Source organism: Streptomyces sp. NPDC040589 (assembly GCF_055594445.1).
This window is the reverse complement of sequence record NZ_JBVIWP010000008.1, coordinates 119,809-137,776: the sequence shown is the minus strand read 5'-3', so window position 1 is coordinate 137,776 and position 17,968 is coordinate 119,809. Positions and strand designations below refer to the sequence as shown.

General features: G+C 67.1%; 14 protein-coding genes and 1 tRNA gene. 7 read left to right on the top strand and 8 right to left on the bottom strand.

The features are described 5' to 3' along the window. Positions 1-91: 91 nt before the first annotated feature. On the bottom strand, positions 92-487 hold the full coding sequence (locus tag ACZ58V_RS30655) for an STAS domain-containing protein (RefSeq protein ID WP_471294023.1): 396 nt from the start codon (positions 485-487) through the stop codon (positions 92-94). A gap of 224 nt (positions 488-711) precedes the next feature. On the opposite strand from ACZ58V_RS30655, the gene ACZ58V_RS30650 reads away from it, so the two are divergent. Both ACZ58V_RS30650 and ACZ58V_RS30645 read left to right on the top strand, forming a co-directional pair. After that, positions 712-1,785: a zinc-dependent alcohol dehydrogenase family protein gene (locus tag ACZ58V_RS30650; protein WP_471294020.1), complete on the top strand. Its 1,074-nt coding sequence runs from the start codon at positions 712-714 to the stop codon at positions 1,783-1,785. A gap of 22 nt (positions 1,786-1,807) precedes the next feature. Then, on the top strand, positions 1,808-2,482 hold the full coding sequence (locus ACZ58V_RS30645; protein WP_471294018.1) for a helix-turn-helix domain-containing protein: 675 nt from the start codon (positions 1,808-1,810) through the stop codon (positions 2,480-2,482). Between the two features lie 160 nt (positions 2,483-2,642). On the opposite strand, the gene ACZ58V_RS30640 is transcribed toward ACZ58V_RS30645, so the two are convergent. Continuing rightward, a complete protein-coding gene (locus ACZ58V_RS30640; protein WP_468194556.1) occupies positions 2,643-3,101 on the bottom strand; it encodes a Crp/Fnr family transcriptional regulator in 459 nt (152 codons plus the stop codon). A 179-nt stretch (positions 3,102-3,280) separates the two neighbouring features. On the opposite strand from ACZ58V_RS30640, the gene ACZ58V_RS30635 reads away from it, so the two are divergent. From ACZ58V_RS30635 to ACZ58V_RS30625, 3 genes are all read left to right on the top strand, one after another. Next, a complete protein-coding gene (locus ACZ58V_RS30635; protein WP_471294303.1) occupies positions 3,281-4,156 on the top strand; it encodes a universal stress protein in 876 nt (291 codons plus the stop codon). A gap of 92 nt (positions 4,157-4,248) precedes the next feature. Beyond that, complete coding sequence (locus ACZ58V_RS30630) at positions 4,249-6,654, top strand: glycoside hydrolase family 65 protein (protein ID WP_471294015.1); 2,406 nt, start codon at positions 4,249-4,251, stop codon at positions 6,652-6,654. Between the two features lie 350 nt (positions 6,655-7,004). Next, positions 7,005-7,077, top strand: a tRNA-Arg gene (locus ACZ58V_RS30625). 81 nt (positions 7,078-7,158) lie between these two features. Here ACZ58V_RS30625 and ACZ58V_RS30620 read toward each other — a convergent pair. After that, positions 7,159-8,295, bottom strand: a complete 1,137-nt coding sequence (locus ACZ58V_RS30620; RefSeq protein WP_468194553.1) for a tyrosine-type recombinase/integrase — start codon at positions 8,293-8,295, stop codon at positions 7,159-7,161. A 359-nt stretch (positions 8,296-8,654) separates the two neighbouring features. Between ACZ58V_RS30620 and ACZ58V_RS30615 the strand changes: the two genes are divergently transcribed. Further along, on the top strand, positions 8,655-9,422 hold the full coding sequence (locus ACZ58V_RS30615) for a barstar family protein (protein WP_471294011.1): 768 nt from the start codon (positions 8,655-8,657) through the stop codon (positions 9,420-9,422). Between the two features lie 764 nt (positions 9,423-10,186). On the opposite strand, the gene ACZ58V_RS30610 is transcribed toward ACZ58V_RS30615, so the two are convergent. From ACZ58V_RS30610 to ACZ58V_RS30600, 3 genes are all read right to left on the bottom strand, one after another. After that, the gene (locus tag ACZ58V_RS30610; RefSeq protein WP_471294008.1) at positions 10,187-11,029 is read right to left on the bottom strand and encodes a protein kinase family protein; all 843 of its coding nucleotides are present in this window, start codon (positions 11,027-11,029) and stop codon (positions 10,187-10,189) included. A gap of 68 nt (positions 11,030-11,097) precedes the next feature. Further along, the gene (locus tag ACZ58V_RS30605) at positions 11,098-11,541 is read right to left on the bottom strand and encodes a glycine-rich domain-containing protein (protein ID WP_471294005.1); all 444 of its coding nucleotides are present in this window, start codon (positions 11,539-11,541) and stop codon (positions 11,098-11,100) included. Positions 11,542-11,748: 207 nt separating this feature from the next. Continuing rightward, positions 11,749-11,991, bottom strand: a complete 243-nt coding sequence (locus tag ACZ58V_RS30600) for a hypothetical protein (protein ID WP_391253035.1) — start codon at positions 11,989-11,991, stop codon at positions 11,749-11,751. Positions 11,992-12,104: 113 nt separating this feature from the next. On the opposite strand from ACZ58V_RS30600, the gene ACZ58V_RS30595 reads away from it, so the two are divergent. Next, a complete protein-coding gene (locus ACZ58V_RS30595) occupies positions 12,105-13,445 on the top strand; it encodes a hypothetical protein (RefSeq protein ID WP_471294003.1) in 1,341 nt (446 codons plus the stop codon). Here the strand turns inward: ACZ58V_RS30595 and ACZ58V_RS30590 are convergent. Beyond that, positions 13,423-13,956 carry an NUDIX hydrolase gene (locus tag ACZ58V_RS30590; RefSeq protein WP_392364651.1) on the bottom strand — a complete coding sequence of 178 codons (534 nt, stop codon included), beginning with the start codon at positions 13,954-13,956 and terminating at the stop codon, positions 13,423-13,425. The two genes, ACZ58V_RS30595 and ACZ58V_RS30590, sit on opposite strands and share 23 nt — an antisense overlap. Positions 13,957-14,108: 152 nt before the next feature. Further along, positions 14,109-17,540, bottom strand: a complete 3,432-nt coding sequence (locus ACZ58V_RS30585; protein WP_471294300.1) for an NB-ARC domain-containing protein — start codon at positions 17,538-17,540, stop codon at positions 14,109-14,111. Positions 17,541-17,968 lie beyond the last annotated feature (428 nt).

Genomic DNA, 17,968 nt, shown 5'->3' with positions numbered 1-17,968 from the left:
GCGGCGCAGGGATCGTCCGTCCCGTTGCCTCCGGCCGTTCCCGTTGCCTCCGGCCGTTGTCGTGGAGGCAGGGGTCCCGCACGGGCGACGGTCACCCCGCCGCCCGAGTCTCCGCTGCGCCCGCGGTCGGGGCACCGGCCACGCCCAGGGGCAGGCACCGAAACACCTCGAAGACGCCCGCCAGCCCCGTGTGCCGCAGAATGCGCCGGAAACCGGCGCTGTCGGAGACCAGGCGCAGCCGACCGTGCCGGGCCAGCACGCGGTTCCGCGCCCGGCACAGGATCCCCAGCCCGGTGCAGTCGATGAAGGCCACCGGACGCAGGTCCAGCACCAGGTCGCAGTGAAGGCCCGCCGTCAGCGCGTCGAGGCGCGCCGTCAGACCCGGTGCCGTGAGCAGGTCCATCTCGCCGCCCAGCGTCACGACGGTGCTCTCGCCGAACGTGCGCTTCGCAGGAGGCGGCGCGGACCTGAGCGGTTTGTCGGACATGGTCCGAGCAAAGCCGGACCGACGGATCCGCGGTAGGGCCGACCGGCCCAATTGCCGGCCGGGGGCGAAGGGCCCTGGGGCTGATTCACCGACCGCCGGCCGCGGAAGAACCCGTCCGGCCACTGGATGGGGCCGACCGGCCCATGCGCCTCCCACCGGCCCGCGCCAAGCTGGAAGCGCGGTGCACTCCCGGCACCGCGCCCGCACCGGAAGGTGGGAACGCCATGAAGGGCTACGTCTTCCACGGCCCCGGACAGTCCGCATGGGAGGACGTCCCGGACCCCGGTATCAAGGAGGCGACCGACGTGATCGTGCGGGTCGACGCCGTCACCATCTGCGGAACGGACCTGCACATCCTCAAAGGCGACGTTCCCGAGGTACGCCCCGGCACGGTGCTGGGGCACGAGGCGGTCGGTGAGATCGTCGACGTCGGCGGCGACGTGCGCACGGTGCGGCCGGGAGACCGGGTGCTGGTCTCCTGCATCACCGCCTGCGGCCGCTGCCGCTACTGCCGCGAGAGCATGTACGGCCAGTGCCGGGGCGGCGGAGGCTGGATCCTGGGGCACCTGATCGACGGCACCCAGGCCGAGTACGTCCGCGTGCCGTACGCCGACCTGTCCGTGCACCCGCTGCCCAGCGCCCTGGACAGCAAGGACGCCGTACTGCTGGCCGACATCTTCCCGACCGGGTACGAGGTGGGTGTGCTCAACGGGCATGTCCGGCCCGGCGACACCGTGGCCGTCGTGGGCGCCGGCCCCGTCGGGCTCGCGGCCATCGCGACCGCCCGGCTGTTCGCACCGGAGCGGATCGTCGCCGTGGATCTTGCCGCCGCCCGGCTGGAGGCAGCCAAGCGGCTCGGCGCTGACGCGGTGGCGGACGCCCGGGAAGTCCCCGAGCAACTGGTCTCGGACCTCACCGACGGGCTGGGCGCGGACGTGGTCGTCGAGGCCGTGGGCGTCCCGGAGACGTTCGAGCTCTGCACGCGCATGGTGCGGCCGGGCGGGCACGTGGCCAACGTCGGCGTGCACGGCAAGCCCGCGACCCTGCACCTGGAAGACCTGTGGATCAAGAACGTCACCATCACCACGGGCCTGGTGGACACCTACTCCACCCCCACGCTGCTCCGGATGGCGGCCGCCGGCCGACTGCCCACCGGGCAGCTGGTCACGCACACCTTCCCGCCGGCCCACATGGAGGAGGCGTACGACGTCTTCGGCCGGGCCGCGGACACCGGCGCGCTCAAGGTCGTGCTGGGCGAGGAGCAGCACGAGGAGATCGTCCCCATGGGGGCGGCCTGACGAAGGAGAGAGGTGAAGGGCCATGACCGAACCGGCCTCGTCCCACACTGTGGAAGGGCGCCCGATGGGCGATCTCGGGCGGCGGATCACCCAGCGCCGTACGGAACTCGGCCTGACCCGCCAGGAGACGGCCACTCGGGCGGGCATGGCTCCGGCCTACCTCCAGTACCTGGAGGAGCGGCCGCCCGCGGACCCGGGCGCCGGCACCCTGCTCCGGCTCGCGGGAGCGCTGAAGACCACCGTGTGGCATCTGACCGGCGGCGACACCGAGCTGCCGCCCGGCCTCGGACGGGCCTCCCGTACTCCCCGGTTCACGGAGCTGACCGAGGCGGAGTGCCGCTCCCTGCTCTCGACGCACGGGGTGGGGCGTCTCGCCGTGTCCACGGCCGCCGGCCCGGTCGTCATGCCGGTCAACTACAGCGTCGTCGACGGTGAGATCGTCTTCCGTACGGCCCCCGGCTCGACACCCGCCCAAGCGGCCGGCTACCAGGTGGCCTTCGAGGTCGACCGCATCGACGAGGCGTTCAGCGAGGGCTGGAGCGTGCTGGTACGCGGCCCCGCGAGGGCCGTGACGGATCAGGACGAGGCGGCCCGTCTCGAGGAGCGGGTGTTCAGCACGCCGTGGGCGGGTGGCCGGCGCGAGCTGTGGCTGTGCATCGAGCCCGTCGGCGTCACCGGCCGCCGGATCACGGTCTGACACGACTTCACCCTCCCACGACTTCACCCTCCAGAGAACGGGTACCGCGCTGACCTTCCACCGCTCCATGACCTCGACGATGTGCGGGCTGCCACGCATGGCTGCTCTCCCGGGGACGGTCAGGTCGGTCAGCACCGCGGTGGGAGCGGTGGGACATGGCTCATACCGAACTCCCGCTGCCGTACGGGGCGTACAGGTCGAGCAACCGGACACGCGACGCGTGCAGCCGGTGGGCGACCGCACGGCCGACCCAGACCGCGATCGCCCGGCCGAACTCGGCGTCCTGGGCGCACAACGCCCGCACGGCTTCCGCGTCGAACTCGAAGGCCCGCACCGGGCTCATCGCTTCCCCGCCCAGGTGCCACACGTGCGGCGGGAAGTGCCACGACCAGCCGACCAGTTCGCCCTGTCCCAGGGACTCGACGACAGCGGCCCGCCGGCCCGGGACATGGAGATCGAGCACGACGGTCCCCGTGCGCACGATCCAGAACCGGTCGGCTCTCCGGCCTTCCTCAAACAGGCGTGCACCCGCGTCGAAGGACACCTCGCGGGCGATGCGCATCAGCCGCTCGCGCTGCGCGGCCGGGAGAGCCTCGGCCAGGTTGGTGGTGGAGGTCATCGCTCCGACTCCTTTCCGCCGGCCTTGCTGATATCAGCGTGTGCCGGACCCCTGCGGGGCACCACGGGCCGAACGGGCCCGGCAGGGGCCGGCCGGCCCCTCGTGTCCCGCCTCCACGCCTGCGACGGTGAGAGTGGATCTGCAGGCTGCCCGGTGACGAGGCGGTGGGAACGATGACGATGGAACTGCCACTGGTCGTGGGCGTCGACGGATCGGACGGCAGTCTGACGGCGGTCGACTGGGCGGTCGACGAAGCCGCCCTGCACGGTCTTCCGCTGCGGCTGGTCCATGCCTCCCTCTGGGAGCGATACGAGGGCGTCACGCCGTCGATCGGTTCGGACCGCCCGACGGGGCAGGTGATGGCCGACCACATCGTCGCCTCCGCCGCGGAGCGCGCCGGGCGGCGCAACCCCGATGTGAAGGTGTCCGCCGACGTCATCCTGGCCGAGGCGGCGGACGCGCTCCTGCACGAGGGCAACAACGCCACCGCTCTGATCACCGGGTCGCGGGGCCGCGGCGAGCTGAAGGGACTGCTGCTCGGCTCCGTCGGGCTGGCCGTCGCGGCCCGCGCGCACTGTCCGGTGATCGTGGTGCGGGGAGACAAGGCCGGCCTGGCCGGTACCCACGAGCGGATCCTTCTCGGCGCCAAAGACCCCGCGACGAGCGGGGAAGCCGTTCGGTTCGCCTTTCATGAGGCCGAGGCCCGTGGGTGCGCCCTCGACGTGGTCCGCGCCTGGCGCTGCCCCGCGCGCGAGGCCGACGACACGGCCGCGCTCGCCGAGGCACCTGACCGGTACCACGAGGAGCGGGCCCGCACCGAGCTCGACGAACTGTTGCGTGACGCGATGGCCGAACACCCGGGTGCCCGGGTGCGCCGTACGACGGCGGAGGGACCCGCCCGCAAGGTGCTGGTGCACCTGTCGGCCGCGGCCGACCTCGTGATCGTCGGGGCGCAGCGGCGGCAGGGCCACTTCGGGCTCCAGCTCGGCAGGGTGGCCCACACGCTGCTGCACCACGCCCAGTGCCCCGTGGCCGTCGTACCTCAGCGGGTCTGAGCGCCCCCGCGCCGAAGAGCGCGGCGGGCCCGGCGAAGGGAGAATGGGAGAGCGTCGGGCCTCGCCGCCCCTATCGCAGAGGAGACAGCCTCGTGACGGACCGGAGGCGGGAGCGCGAGGGGACCTGGGAGCACGAGGGGACCTGGGAGTACGAGGGCTACCGTCCCGCGGACGAGCGGCTGAGGGAGTCGCTGTGCACCCTGGGCAACGGCCGCTTCGCCACTCGCGGGGCGCTGCCCGAGTGCGCGGCGGACGACATCCACTATCCGGGCACGTATGTGGCGGGCTGCTACAACCGGCTCACCTCCGAGGTCGCGGGACGCCAGGTCGAGAACGAGGACCTGGTCAACGTCCCCAACTGGCTCCCGCTGCGCTTCCGGCTCGCGGACGGGGAGTGGCTCACCCCCGATACGGGGACCGTCCTGGACCACCGTCAGGCCCTCCACCTGGACTCGGGAGTGCTGGAGCGCCGCACCCGGTACGCCCTCGGTCAGGGGCGAGCGCTGTCCCTACGGCAGCAGCGACTGGTGCACATGGCCGACCCGCACCTCGCGGCGCTGCGCACCGAGTTCACCGCCGAGGACTTCACCGGTGAGCTGGAGGTCGAGGCCGCGCTCGACGGCGGCGTCACCAATGCCGGGGTGCCGCGCTACCGGGACCTGGACGGTCGCCACCTGACCCATGTGCACACCGGCACGGCGGCGCCCGGCACGGTGTGGCTGCGCTGCCGGACCCGCACCTCGGACATCGGGATCGCCCTGGCCGCCCGGCTCACCGCCCCCGCGCCGGTCGCGGACCTGCACCGGCCCTCGCGCACCGTGCAGCGCCTACGGCTGTCCCTGGACCCCGGCCGGACCGCCACCGTCGACAAGTGCGTCGCCCTGCACACCTCGCACGACCCCGCGATCAGCGATCCGCTGCAGGCCGCCGTGGACCGGATCGACGCGGCGCCCGGCTTCGAGCAGCTGCTGGAGTCCCACCGCGGGGCCTGGAACCAGCTGTGGCGGCGGACCGAACTCGATGTCCCCGGGGAAGCGGGCCAGATCCTGCGCCTGCACCTCTTCCACGTGCTCCAGACCCTCTCCCCGCACACCGCCGACCTGGACGTGGGCGTCTCGGCCCGCGGACTGCACGGCGAGGCCTACCGCGGGCACGTCTTCTGGGACGAGCTGTTCGTCCTGCCGTACCTGAACCTGCGCCTCCCCGAGGTGTCCCGCGCCCTGCTCCACTACCGCCACCGGCGCCTGGACCGGGCCCGCGCCGCAGCCCGGGCCATCGGCCGACGCGGCGCGCTGTATCCGTGGCAGAGCGGCAGCGACGGACGCGAGGAGACCCAGCAACTGCACCTCAACCCGCGCTCGGGCCGCTGGCTGCCCGACCACACCCACCTTCAGCACCACGTCGGATCGGCGATCGCCTACAACGTGTGGCAGTACTGCGAGGCCAGCCGCGACGCGGAGTTCCTGCACGCCGAGGGCGCCGAGATGCTGCTGCACATCGCGCGGTTCTGGGCGGACTCGGCCACCTGGGACGAGAACCTCGGACGGCACCGTATCCGGGGCGTGGTCGGCCCCGACGAGTACCACGAGGCCTACCCCGGCGCCGAGCGGCCCGGACTGGACGACAACGCGTACACCAACGTCACGGCCGCCTGGGTGCTCACCCGCACCCTGGAGGTGCTGCGCACACTGCCCGAACCCCGCCGCCGAGAACTGGCCGAATGCACCGCTCTGGACGACGGTGAACCGGACCACTGGGAGGACGTCTCCCGCACGCTCCACGTCCCCTTCCACAACGGTGTCATCAGCCAGTTCGAGGGCTACGGCGACCTGGCGGAACTCGACTGGGACGACTATCGCAAGCGGTACGACGACATTCGGCGCCTGGACCGGATCCTGGAGGCGGAGGGCGACACCGTCAACCGCTACAAGGCGTCGAAGCAGGCCGATGTGCTCATGCTCGGCTATCTGTTCTCGCCGGCCGAACTCCAGGGGCTCTTCGCCCGGTTGGGCCACCCGCTGGACGAGGACACGTGGCGGCGGACGGTCGACTACTACCTCGGCCGCACCAGCCACGGCTCCACCCTCAGCGGCCTGGTCCACGGCTGGGTCCTGGCCCGTTGCCGACGCGCCGAGGCATGGACGTTCTGCCAGGAGGCCCTGCGTGGCGACATCGCCGACCTGCAGGGCGGCACCACCGGCGAGGGCATCCATCTGGGCGCCATGGCCGGCACCCTCGACCTGGTCCAGCGAGGTCTGACCGGCCTGGAGACCCGCTCCGGTGCGCTGTGGCTGGACCCCGTCCCGCTGCCCGAGCTGTCCTCGTACGGCTTCTCCATCAGCTACCAGGGCCACTGGGGCATAGAGCTGCGGCTGACGAGCGGACGACTGGAGATCGCCGTGCCGCCGTCCGACCTCATGCCGATCGACATCGAACTGCCCGACCGCACGGTCAGCGTCCAGCCGGGGGAAACGTGCCGGCTGCTCCTTGCGGACTGAAGCTGGACTCGACTCGCCGTTCCCGCTCCGACGACCGCCGCACTGGCCCCCTTCTCCAGAGCCGGGCTCGGCCTGCCCGATGAGGAGGCTGCGCGCCTTCGGCGCTGCAAGAAACGCACATAAACTGACACAAATCGCACAACAGTCCCGCCATCCTCCTCGTCTGCTCCTGTACCGACGACGCTCGCCGACGCGCATCCGCTACGCTGTCTGTGGTCGGTCTTCGGTACGTCGCGTTGTCTGCTCAGGTGACACTGCGGAGGACGTCGCACCATGTCTGACCAGCGGGCTTGCGATCCTGGCTGAAGATCCACTTCCTGGATGTTCTCCGAGGCTCTCTGCAGGCCCCCGCCTTCGTAGCTCAGGGGATAGAGCACCGCTCTCCTAAAGCGGGTGTCGCAGGTTCGAATCCTGTCGGGGGCACAGACTTAAGGGCCAGCTCAGGAGGGGTTTCCTCCCAGGCTGGCCCTTAGCCGTTTCAGGCGCCGTGCCACACGCGTGCCACTACGTCCGCTCGGCGTCCTCTCCGGAGGAACCTGAGGCCACTCCCCCGCCCCGGATCATGGCCCCGAGCCGATCGGCGATGGCCCGGTCACGGTCGCTGGTCATGTGCTGATAGATCAGCGCTGCCCGAGAGCTGCTGTGCCCCATGCGCGTCATCAGTTCCCGCGTGCTGGCCCCGGCCGTAGAGGCGAGCGTGTTGCCCGTGTGGCGCAGGTCGTGAAAGTGCAGCTCGGCCGTGACGCCCGCGGCTTTCCGGGCCTTGACCCAGTCGTCGCGGAAGTTGCTCCGTCGCAACTGCCCGCCCTGCGGGCCCACAAAGACGTGCCCTTCACGGCCGGGAGCGGCGAACTGCTCCAGGTGGTGCGAGACCGCGTCGAGCAGTTCGGCCGGGAAGGAGACAGAGCGCACGCCAGCCGCAGACTTCGGCGCCTTGTCGAAGAGCCGACCGTCCTGCAATTCGGCCTGGGCACGGCGCACAGTGACGGTCAGCCCCTCCAGGTCGACGTCTCGGCGTCGCAGGGCTGCCAGCTCCCCGAACCGCAGTGTGGTGAAGGCCGCCAGGAGCATGAGCAGCCGGTAGCGGGGCGCGGTGGAATCGGCGATGGCGAAGACCTCCGCCACCGTGAGAACTGGCCGCTCGGGCACGTCGTAGCGGTCCGCGCCCTTGATGCGGCATGGGTTGCGCCGGATCAGCTCGTCGTCCACAGCCGTGTTCATCAGGGCACGCAGCAGTTGGTACGCCTTGACCACCGTCAGCTCCCCGATGCCGGCCGCGAGGAGCTTGCCGCGCCAACTGCGCACCCTGGCCGTCGTCACGTCGGCCACGCTCCCGGCCCCGAAGGTGGGCAGGATGTGCAGCCGCATCACCGACTCGTTCCGCTCGCGGGTGCGGTCAGCGAGCTTCCGGTCTCGCAGCCACGCTGAGGCGTACTCCTCGAGATCCACCGCCCCGCCGTCCGGGTCGGACCACTGCCCGCGCGCTACGTCCGACTCAATGTGTGTCAGAGCGACTTGGGCATCGGTCTTGGACCCGTAGGTCTTCTCCGCCGGGCGCAGCTGCCCTGTCTCCGGGTCGCGACAGCGGACCTGCCAACGACCGGACGGAAGCTGCCTGACCGAACCGAAGCTCCATGGCAACCACCCGCGTCACCTGGACGATCCGACCGGCACTCTTCCTGCCCCTCGCGCACCGCCAGGTCGCCGAACGGCCAGCGTGCGCGTACGAATTCAAGCCCCACAGAACAGTGCCCAGTCCCAGTTGATGCGCGACGTTTTGGTCCCGGTTGATGTTTGACGGTGGGCTAGCCAACGTCTGGTAGGTCGCGGGACCGAGAACCGGCGTGTGCATGCGACTCACGCCTTGGCGGGCCGTCTCGGAGTGCCTGTGACGAGCCACTCAGACGACAAGCCCGAGAGATGGCGGGCGAACAAGAACCCCGTGGCTCGCCACCCTGCCAAGGGCTTAGGCTGCAACGCCCAGATCAGCAGGGAGAGGGATGGGATCGAGACCGCGTTTCGTTCTCTTCGATGAGTTCAGTAAGGAACCCCTGGCCTACTGCGCCGACGTTGCAGGCTTCTTCTACGCGAGCGAACCAGGTAGGCGCACCATCACGCTGAAGCAATGCAGCCCCAGGCCGACCTTCCTCGACGTAGCTGTGCAAGCCCGGGTGGAGCAAGTTGACGTATCGATCGCGATGCTCGACATGCAGGGACAGCCGTTCGCCAGCGAACTGATCTGCGGCCTGGAGGTAGGTGACTTGCGGGACTCCGGCGAGCCGTGCGATGTCCCGATCGTCGGGACCACCTGGAGTGCTCCCACCGTGGCAGCTCGCCCCATTTGGGACCGATGGTGCCAGGGCCGCCCGCAGGCCAAGAATCTCTGGGCAGCGTACGCACCCAATGGCCGCGAGGCCTGGCTCGACCTGGTGTGTAGACAACAGCGACAACCTGGCACCGACGCCCGAAACGGGGTGTATCACCTCGACGGCCGCTACATCAGCAGTCTGACCAGCTTCTACCTGGCCATCGGTGAGGCGATCAATGGGCCCGGTGGCTACTTCGGGGCTGGCTACTTCTGGTTCGAGGAGGCTCTCAAGGGCGGGTATGGCGCCATGCCGCCGTTCACTCTGATCTGGAACGACTGGCAGCGAGCTATGACCCGAATGAGGTTCTCCTACCACCCCGCAGGCGGGTCCCCGAGTGATTGCTTTGAGATGACGGTTGCCCATCTGCGCCATGCTGGCGTCGAGGTCATCCTGCCGTGATCTTCCCTCGCAGATGGCACATGCCAATCCCGGTGCGCGAACAGGGAGAAACGTACGACCAAGCCAATCACGGTCACCGTCAACCATCAGCTGAGATCGGACTGTCAAGCATCTACCGGGACCGGACAGGCCCCAGCAGCCCGACTGAGTTACAACTTTCTCTACGGGTTCAAGGCGGCCCGCCTACGGCGGGCCGCGCGCGCTGGCTGCCCGTGGCCGCCGCCGCTCCTTGTCTCCGCCACCGCTCCGGCGGCCCCCCGCCGCTCAGCGCGCACAACCGCCAGGGCGGACAACCAGACCAGGAAGCAACGCGCCCACTCCGAGCACCAGGACCAGGCCGGGACGCGGCAAGCTCGACCGCGCCACCAGACCGCACCCAGCTCACATCCGCGCGGCCGGTGGAGTCGCAGGACATGTCGGCAACGCTCATGCAAGATCGAGGGCCAGGCCGTGACGTTTGGAAGAAGCGTGGTTGAGGCCGGTGAGTGGTTGCTGGAAGCACACGTGGCGGGTGCTCGTTCGGCTCGCCCGCCGTCATGGCTGACTTTCGGTGGCTCAGGTCAAGGCCCTTCCTCGTTGGACAACATGAAGCCGAGGGCCCGCACCCGCGTCCGAGCACGCCAACTGCCCCGGCTACCACCGGCACCGGGGTCCTGATCAGGGCTTCCGCGACCGGACCACCCGGAATGCTGTCCAGGCTGAGGGGTGGTCCGGTCTCTTGTTGTTGGTCTTGGTTATGCGAGCGTCGCCGGGCGAACCAGGCTCTAGAGGCAGCTCAGGGCCTGACCCACCTCGTAGATGGTCGGCCGGTCTTCGGGAGCATGGCTGAGCATGGCTTCGATCAACTCGCCCAGCTCACCAGGCGCCTTGACGGGACGGCGTCTGCCGTTGGCCACGGCCTCTCTCTGGACGGGGCGGGGAGCGTCGTCCGGGTACTCGACGGCCCGCCAGCCGGTGGCCGAGATGAGCAGGGAGGCGCCGAGGGCGTAGACGTCGGCTTCCGGCGTGGGCTCGGCCTCACCCGTGGCGAGCACGCTGCGCGCGATCTCCGGTGCTTCGTAGTGGACGAGGCAGCCGCGGAACGGGAAGTCGTACCCCTCGGGGACGTGTCCGCCTCGGGCTAGAGCCAGGTCGATCAGATGCGTCCGATCCGGCCCGACGATGAAGTGGGCGGGCTGCACGTCGCCGTGGGCCCAACCTTTGGCGTGCAGTTCGGCCAAGGCCTCGACACAACCCAGCGCCACGCCGGCGCGCGGTGCGACGGACGAGCCTTTGCCACGGCAGGGTTCCCACAGTCGGTACAGGTCCGGCCCTTCATGCCACGGCTGGAAGTTCCACGTCCCGCGCTCCCACTCTCCGTACGCGAAGTCGTCGAAGCCGAGGCGATGCAGCACGGCGCCCTCACGTGCTGGCGCGAGGGCGGTCCAGGGCTGGGCGGGCCAGTCGGCCGTAGCCTCGATCGGATAGCCGACCTTGACGGCGTAGTGACCTCGATGGCTCCGCACATCCCAGACCATGGAGCCCCGGCGGTTCAGGACCAGGCGCTGAGACGTGGGCATGAGTGCGTCGAGCACCACGATCGGCAGTTCAGAGGGTGAGCCGGACAACGTCTGTTCTCCTTCCGGGCGAACGCGGCCGACCACGAGTCGAGGCCGGCCGCGCCGCTGCTGTCTTGCTACGCCTGGCCGTACGGGCGGCCGCAGTCGGAGTCGCACTGGGCAAGGTTCGTGCCGTTCACGGTCCACAGGTCATCGAAGACCGTGAACCCGGCCGTCTTCATGGCGCGTGCCGAAGCGGCGACCTGCTTCCGGTCGCGGGCCCCGCCACCGGGCTTCGGGTTGTGGTGCAGGAAGCGGCCCGCGTACCGGTCGCACAGCTCGGCGTACTCCTTCGTGTGCAGGATGAGCGCGTGCAGGCCCAGGTCCACGTCGTCCGACGGGACCATGGGGACGATGGCGGTGGCTGCGGTGACCACGAAGGCGACCGCCTGGTCCGCGATCCGCTCGGCACGCTCGGGTGACTGCCCGTTGTGGACGACCACGAAGTGGGCGAGGCTCTGGAACAGTTCCTCGCCAGCCACCGCGCGGCCGGTCCTTTGGTCGTTCGCCGTTGCCGTCATGCGAGTACTCCCTTTTTGGGTAGTGGAGCGTGGCACTTACGGAGTTGGGAGGCCGCCCCGAACGGGGGTGGGGGAACCGGGGAATGGGCACCCGTCCGGGGCGGCCGGTCTACTGGCCGACAGCGAGAGCCATGCCGATCACCAGGCCGCATGACCCGCTGATCATGATGATGAAGAGGACTCCCGCGTATCGGCCGATGGCGCGCATCACAGCCCGTCCCTGCTGTTGCCGTTCCTGATGGCCAGGCGTGCGCTCAATTCCTCCCGAGCACTCGGCTGCACCACCATGTCCGGCATGGCGTCCCACTCCCGGCCGCCGCCGATGGGCCGTATCTGCACTCGGCCGCCGAGCTCACCCATGACGATGCCGATACGTCCCTTGGCGGTGTCCTTCGCCAGTTCACCGATGCCTGGTCTGGTCTGCTGGTTGCTCGCCATGCACACGAGCATCGCGATCGGAGGGCCGCCGCTAAAAGGTCAGGCTGATTACCCAACTTGGGTAACATCGCGGGAAGTAGATAACCAGCGACGTTGCGTAGCCCTCGCAGTGTGGGAGCTTGCCGATGCCCGACCCGGACCGGCCGCAGGAACTGCCGGCCAGGCTGCTCACCGATCCCGAGATGATCGATGCGTGTCGGGTCCGGGACTTCGCCAGAGTCTTCCGGCTGGTGAAGGTCAGGGCGGGGATCTACCCCTCGATGATCGCCCGGCGTTGTGACCTGACACCGAGCCGCGTGGGCGAAGTCATCGCGGGCCGACGCCACTTGCAGCACATGGACGTCATCGAGCGAATCTCAGACGGTTTGCGCATCCCGGGAGACATGCTCGGGCTTGCCCGCCGAGCGTGGGAGACGCCTCAGGCCCTCGTGGCCGACGAGCGCGAGGCGCCCCAGATGTCGGAGCCGGAGCAGCAGGCCCCCGCGTCTCTGCCAGGTCCCGATGTGGACAGCATCTTGGCGCTGGCCACGCGAACCAGTCTGAACAAGGCCACGCTTGAAGCCTTCCGCTCTTCGATCGAGGACTACTGGCGCCGGGACGACCAGCACGGCGGCGAAGCACTGCGGCCCGCCATCGTTGGCCAGCTCCGTTATGTCGTCGGACTCTTGAAAGAGAGCCGACCGCCGTCGATCCAGAACGGCCTGTACGGCATCGCGGCCGAGCTGGCACGCCTGACAGGCTGGACCTACTTCGACGCCCGCCAGTACAACCAGGCCCGCGCGTACTTCACCGAGGCCCTGCAACTGGCGAAGGAGATCGACGACCGCCAGTTCATGGCCAACGTCCTCGCCTGCATGAGCTTGCAGGCGACCTACCAGGACAAGCCCGCGGACTCGTTGGCACTCGTGACCGCCGCCCAGGACCAGGCTCGGTCGGCACTCGGCAGCACGCCGCGCGTGATGTCGATGCTGGCCATGCGGGAAGCATTCGCCCATGCCACCCTCGGCAACCGTGATGACACGCACCGGGCGATCGGGGAAGCACACAGTCAGTTCGAGCAGATCGGGGCGAGCGATCCGGACCCCTCATGGGTGACCTACTTCGATGAGCCGAAGCTCATCGTGGACACGGGCATCGCCCACGGCCGACTGGGCGAAGCGGCGACCGCCGAACCCTTGATCGCAGACGCCCTGCGGCGGGAGCACCACACCAACCAGCGAGGCCGCGCGTTCCACTCGTTCTGGCTGGCCCGTACGCAGTTGGACCAGGGCAAGCTTGACCAGGCGTGCCACACCGCCACGCAAGCTCTGGAACCTGCCTCGGCGGTGGCCTCCGAGCGGGTATCAGGGCATCTCAGGGAGTTTTACGACCAGTTGGCCCCTCACAGGCAGGAGCCCGTAGCCCTGGCCTTCGAGGCACGGCTACGGGAACTCCTCCCGCTGGTCAGCGGATCGCTTCGTCCATGAGCAGGTAGAGCAGGCCGACGAGCGATCCACTGCTCACGACCTCGCGGCGGTCTATCATCCCGCGCACCTCTGAGAGAGGGACCCACTCGATGCGGTCGGACTCGTTCTTCTCCGTGGGCGGACCGACGTACGTGGCGCCGTCGATGCGAAAGACGTGATGCTGTGAGTCGGTGATCCCGTTCGCCGGCTCGGCATAGATCAGAGGCTTGATGGGGCCGGGGCGCCAGCCGGTCTCTTCCAGGACTTCGCGGGCAGCAGCTTCTTCCGGGGTCTCGCCGTCCTCGACCAGCCCCATGGGCAGCTCCCAGGCCCACGAGTCCGTGATGAAGCGGTGCCGCCACATCATCAGAACCTCTTGGCGGTCGTTGACCACGGCGGCAACGGCCAGGTGCCGGAGGCGGACGACGTGGTACTCCCACCTACGTCCGTCAGGCTGTTGGACGTCGACCAGACACAGATTCACCCACTTGTTGGTGTAGACCTGTCGCTCACCGTGGGTCTTCCACTCCATACCTGCGGCCCCTCTCGATCGGTCTCCAGGATCTCAGACCGATCAGGGGCAGGGGGCATGTTCCCCTCTTTTCGCGTCACACTGACGAGATGTCCAACGAGGGCCTCGCCAGCCAGGAGCGACGGGCATGCGTCTTGTGTCGGAGCGCGCGGTCAGTGCTGACCCTCCCCTGACCTGCTGTCGGCGGAGCGGAACTCGTAACCATACGGTCCCATTTCTCCCGCAATGAAGAGGACAGGTTGAGTCGGGCTCCAAGCGATGATGTGTGCGCTGGCATCGATACGGGTCATCGCAAGCGCCACTCCGGTGGTTGGGTCCCATACGCGGACTGTCTTGTCCTCGCCAGTAGTCGCAATCCAAGCGCCGCACGGGCTAATAGCCACAGCAGTTACGGCGCCAGCATGCCCGGTGAGTCTGTGCAATTCTACCCCAGTTGTCGCTTCCCAGATGCGCACAGTCGTGTCGTCGCTGCCAGTCGCGAGCCATTTTCCGTCAGGGCTGATCGACACGGAATAAACCGCGCCCGTGTGTCCCTCAAGAACTTGTAGCACACGCCCGTTACATGCATTCCAGATTCGAGCCGTTTGGTCCAAGCTGGTAGTTGCGAGCCAACTCCCGTCTGAGCTGATACTGATTTGCTGCACTAGTCGAGTGTGACCGGTCAAAGTGTGAAGGCGCCTGCCCGTGCCAGCGTCCCAGATGAGAACCTTCTCGTCCTCACACGCAATAACACATTGGCCGTCGGGGGAAATCACTACCTGGCCGAGGGAACCGGTAACGCCTGTCAAAGTATGCTGTTCAGTTCCATTAGTGGGATCCCAAACCCGCACGGTGCCATCTTCTGCGCAGGTAGCGAGCCAGGTACCGTCTGGGCTAATCGCTACGGACCAGACCGTATCCGTATGGCCAACCAAGGCTCGGCGCTCTCGGCCAGTGGTCGAATCCCAGATGTGCACGGTACAGTCGCTGCCCGCAGAGGCGAGCCAGGTAGAGTCTGGACTAATAGCCAAATGCCAAACAGAATCCGGTAGGTCTAGGACGTGGAGTTCTTGACCAGTCTCAGAATTCCAAACACGGACCGTTTCGTCTAGGCTGGCTGTAGCGAGCCACGAGCCATCGGGGCTGACGCCCATCGACCACAATCTGTCGGAGTGGCCACTCGTAGCTTCGATTTGTTGTAGCGCTGTCAAATCCCAGATGCGGACGGTAGTGTCGTGGCTGGCCGTGGCGAGCCAAGTACCGCAAGGACTTATCGATGCTTGCAAACAGGTGTCGGTGTGGCCTCTGAGTATATGCAGCTCTGTGGCGGACGACATGTCGTAGATGCGAATCGAGCCGTTATCGGAACAAGTGAAGAGTCGAGTCCTGTCAGGGCTGATGAGTACCGACCAGGCCGCCCCCCTTCCGTGGCGCAGGACGCTTCTCACCCCTCCGTTAACGGCGTCCCGAATGAGCACTTTTCCATCCCCCCCTGCAGTAGCGATCCAGGTGCCGTCTGAGCTGATCGCTACTTCAAGGACCGAGATGGAATGCCCTTGCAAGACAGAACGCTCTTGCCCTGTTCCCGCATCCCAAATCCTGGTTGTGGTATCGCCGCCTGCTGTGGCGAGCCAGGTGCCGTCTGGGCTAATAGCTACCGAACTCACATGAGAGGTGTGTCCGGTCAGAGTGTGGCGGAGGGTTCCGTCGACGGCATCCCAGATGCGGGCTGTGTGGTCGCTACTGGTTGTGGCGAGCCAGGTGCCGTCTGGGCTTATGGCAATTGAACTCACACTCGCCGTGTGTCCGGTCAGAGTGTGGCGGAGGGTTCCGTCGACGGCATGCCAGATGCGGGCTGTGTGGTCGGTACTGGTTGTGGCGAGCCAGGTGCCGTCTGGGCTGATAGCCACCGAGGTCACCGATGCATCGTGCCCGGTGATAGCTAGCCGCTCTTCCCCAGTGGTTGCATCCCAAGCGCGGGTTGTGCCGTCCGCGCTGGCTGACGCAACCCAAGTGCCGTCTGGGCTGATAGCCACAGAGGTAACCGGCTGGGTGTGGCCGGCCAGAGTGCGACGAAGTGCTCGGTATGGAAGATCAGGAGGTGGCCACTTATCAATGAGGACAGGTGGAGATAGAGGGAGGTGATCTACTTGAGTATTCCAATGAGGAAGTGAGTGCAGCCGACTCCTTAGTACAGCATCGCGGAGATTTGGAGGGTCGGCGTGAGAAAGCAGGTGCCCAGCACGGGTCAAGTCCGCGGCGAGCACACGAGCTGAGGGTGTGTCGACAGATGCTAAATCACGGATAGGAGCGGTGGGCCCCTGCCGGTTCATGCGGCAGCGTACCCACCGCAGGTCGCCAGCCAGTTCCTCCGCCTCTCCTTGACGCCCGGCGTCTAGGAAGTGCTCTATCAGGTGATCATTTAGATAGGAATCCGTTATTTGCCACCATTCTCGGTTCGGTATAGCGCTAGCGACTGCTTCCAGGAAGGTGGCATTCAGTGTCGCCAAGCGATCTCCGAGCTCGGCACGCTGATAGTCGCGAATTACATCGTGAAGCTCAATAGCCCCGCCATCGGTGGCGGTATCAATGGAGATGAGGGAAAGATCGGACATTTGCTTGACTAGGTGGCGAGTTTTCGCCTCATCCATTCCAGCGGTTGCTTTCCATAAAACCGCTAGGAGGCGCATTGGAATCTTCTCGTCTTCGGCAAATATGCCTAGTTCGACAAAGCGCTCGTCCGCTGAGGGCAACAAGGTGATTGAGGCCTGGATACTTGCTCGCACTGCCCGATTTCGACGCTCAGGATCGTCTAGGTTCAAGGTGTCGTCATGGTCGGCTCCAGCGGGACCAAAAGTTTGAAGCCGTTTATGGATTTGCTGCGCAGCTTCTCCGCAATCGATTCCGGTTGCTGCTAGTGTTGCAATATATTGATTAACCATGCGCAACAGTAGCGCCCATCGGCCGGTGACCTTTAGTAGCGCATCCAAGGCGGGGTCGGGAATTGGATGATCTAGGCCATGGCACAATACTGAGCGAGACTGTTCTTCGGACATCCGGTCAACGGTGATCTGCTCTGCGTGAGGCGGCAATGCGTCAGGATTGCGTGTCGTTACCAACCGGACGCAACGATCCTCGGCCCCCCGCAAGAAAGGGCTGAGCTGTTCGAATTCCCAAACGTCGTCAATTACTAGCAGCGTACGAGGGCGACGAGTCAGCAATCGGCCAAGATGTTCACCCATTTGTGCAGGGTCAGCCTCTGGTCCGGGATCTACTGGCTCGCCGGTTACGGCCTGCGTTACGGCAGCTACTTTGGCGGCTATTGCCGCCCGACCGCGAACATCCCGACCCACGGTCACAAAGTAAATGTGTTCCCCGAAGGCTTTCTGTGCACCAGGGTGCGCGCAGACCAGCTTTGCAAGAGTCGTCTTCCCGAATCCACCAGCGCCCTTCAGTGCTGTCGTTAGGGCGACCGCTGAGCTGTTTCCGCGCTGACACACGGCTGCGACTGCCCGCTCTAGTTCATCTCGGTGAACGACCCAGGAATCTAGCGCAGGAGCCTTCGGTTGTAAGACCGTGGCTTCCTTTGGGCCAGTTCTAGGCATGACGAGGGAGACGACGAAGGCGGTAACGCCAACCACTCCACCGAAGACGCTTGCGATGGGGTCGGCTTTTCCCCATCCGTCACTGACTGTCACAAGGAGCAGCCATGCGATGGCAGCCACTCCCAATGCGATGACGATCGCCAGAACCCAACGCGCCCTGTTGCTCATAGCAGATGATCCTGCGTCCCACGCGGCGCGAGTGCACCTGGTTTGGCCAACTCGTCGCCGAAGAGTGGGCGACAACATGGCAGCGCCAGCTGAGGCCCGGACACTTGGCGAGGGCGCTGTATCTCGTGTTTTGACGGCAGTCATGACGGCAACGACGACACACGCTCGCTCTTGATCACCAGCTTGGGCGATCGAAAACATGGGCTATCGACATCGCGTCAGGCGCCCTGCCCGATCCTACGGATCAGAAGGCCCGCGAA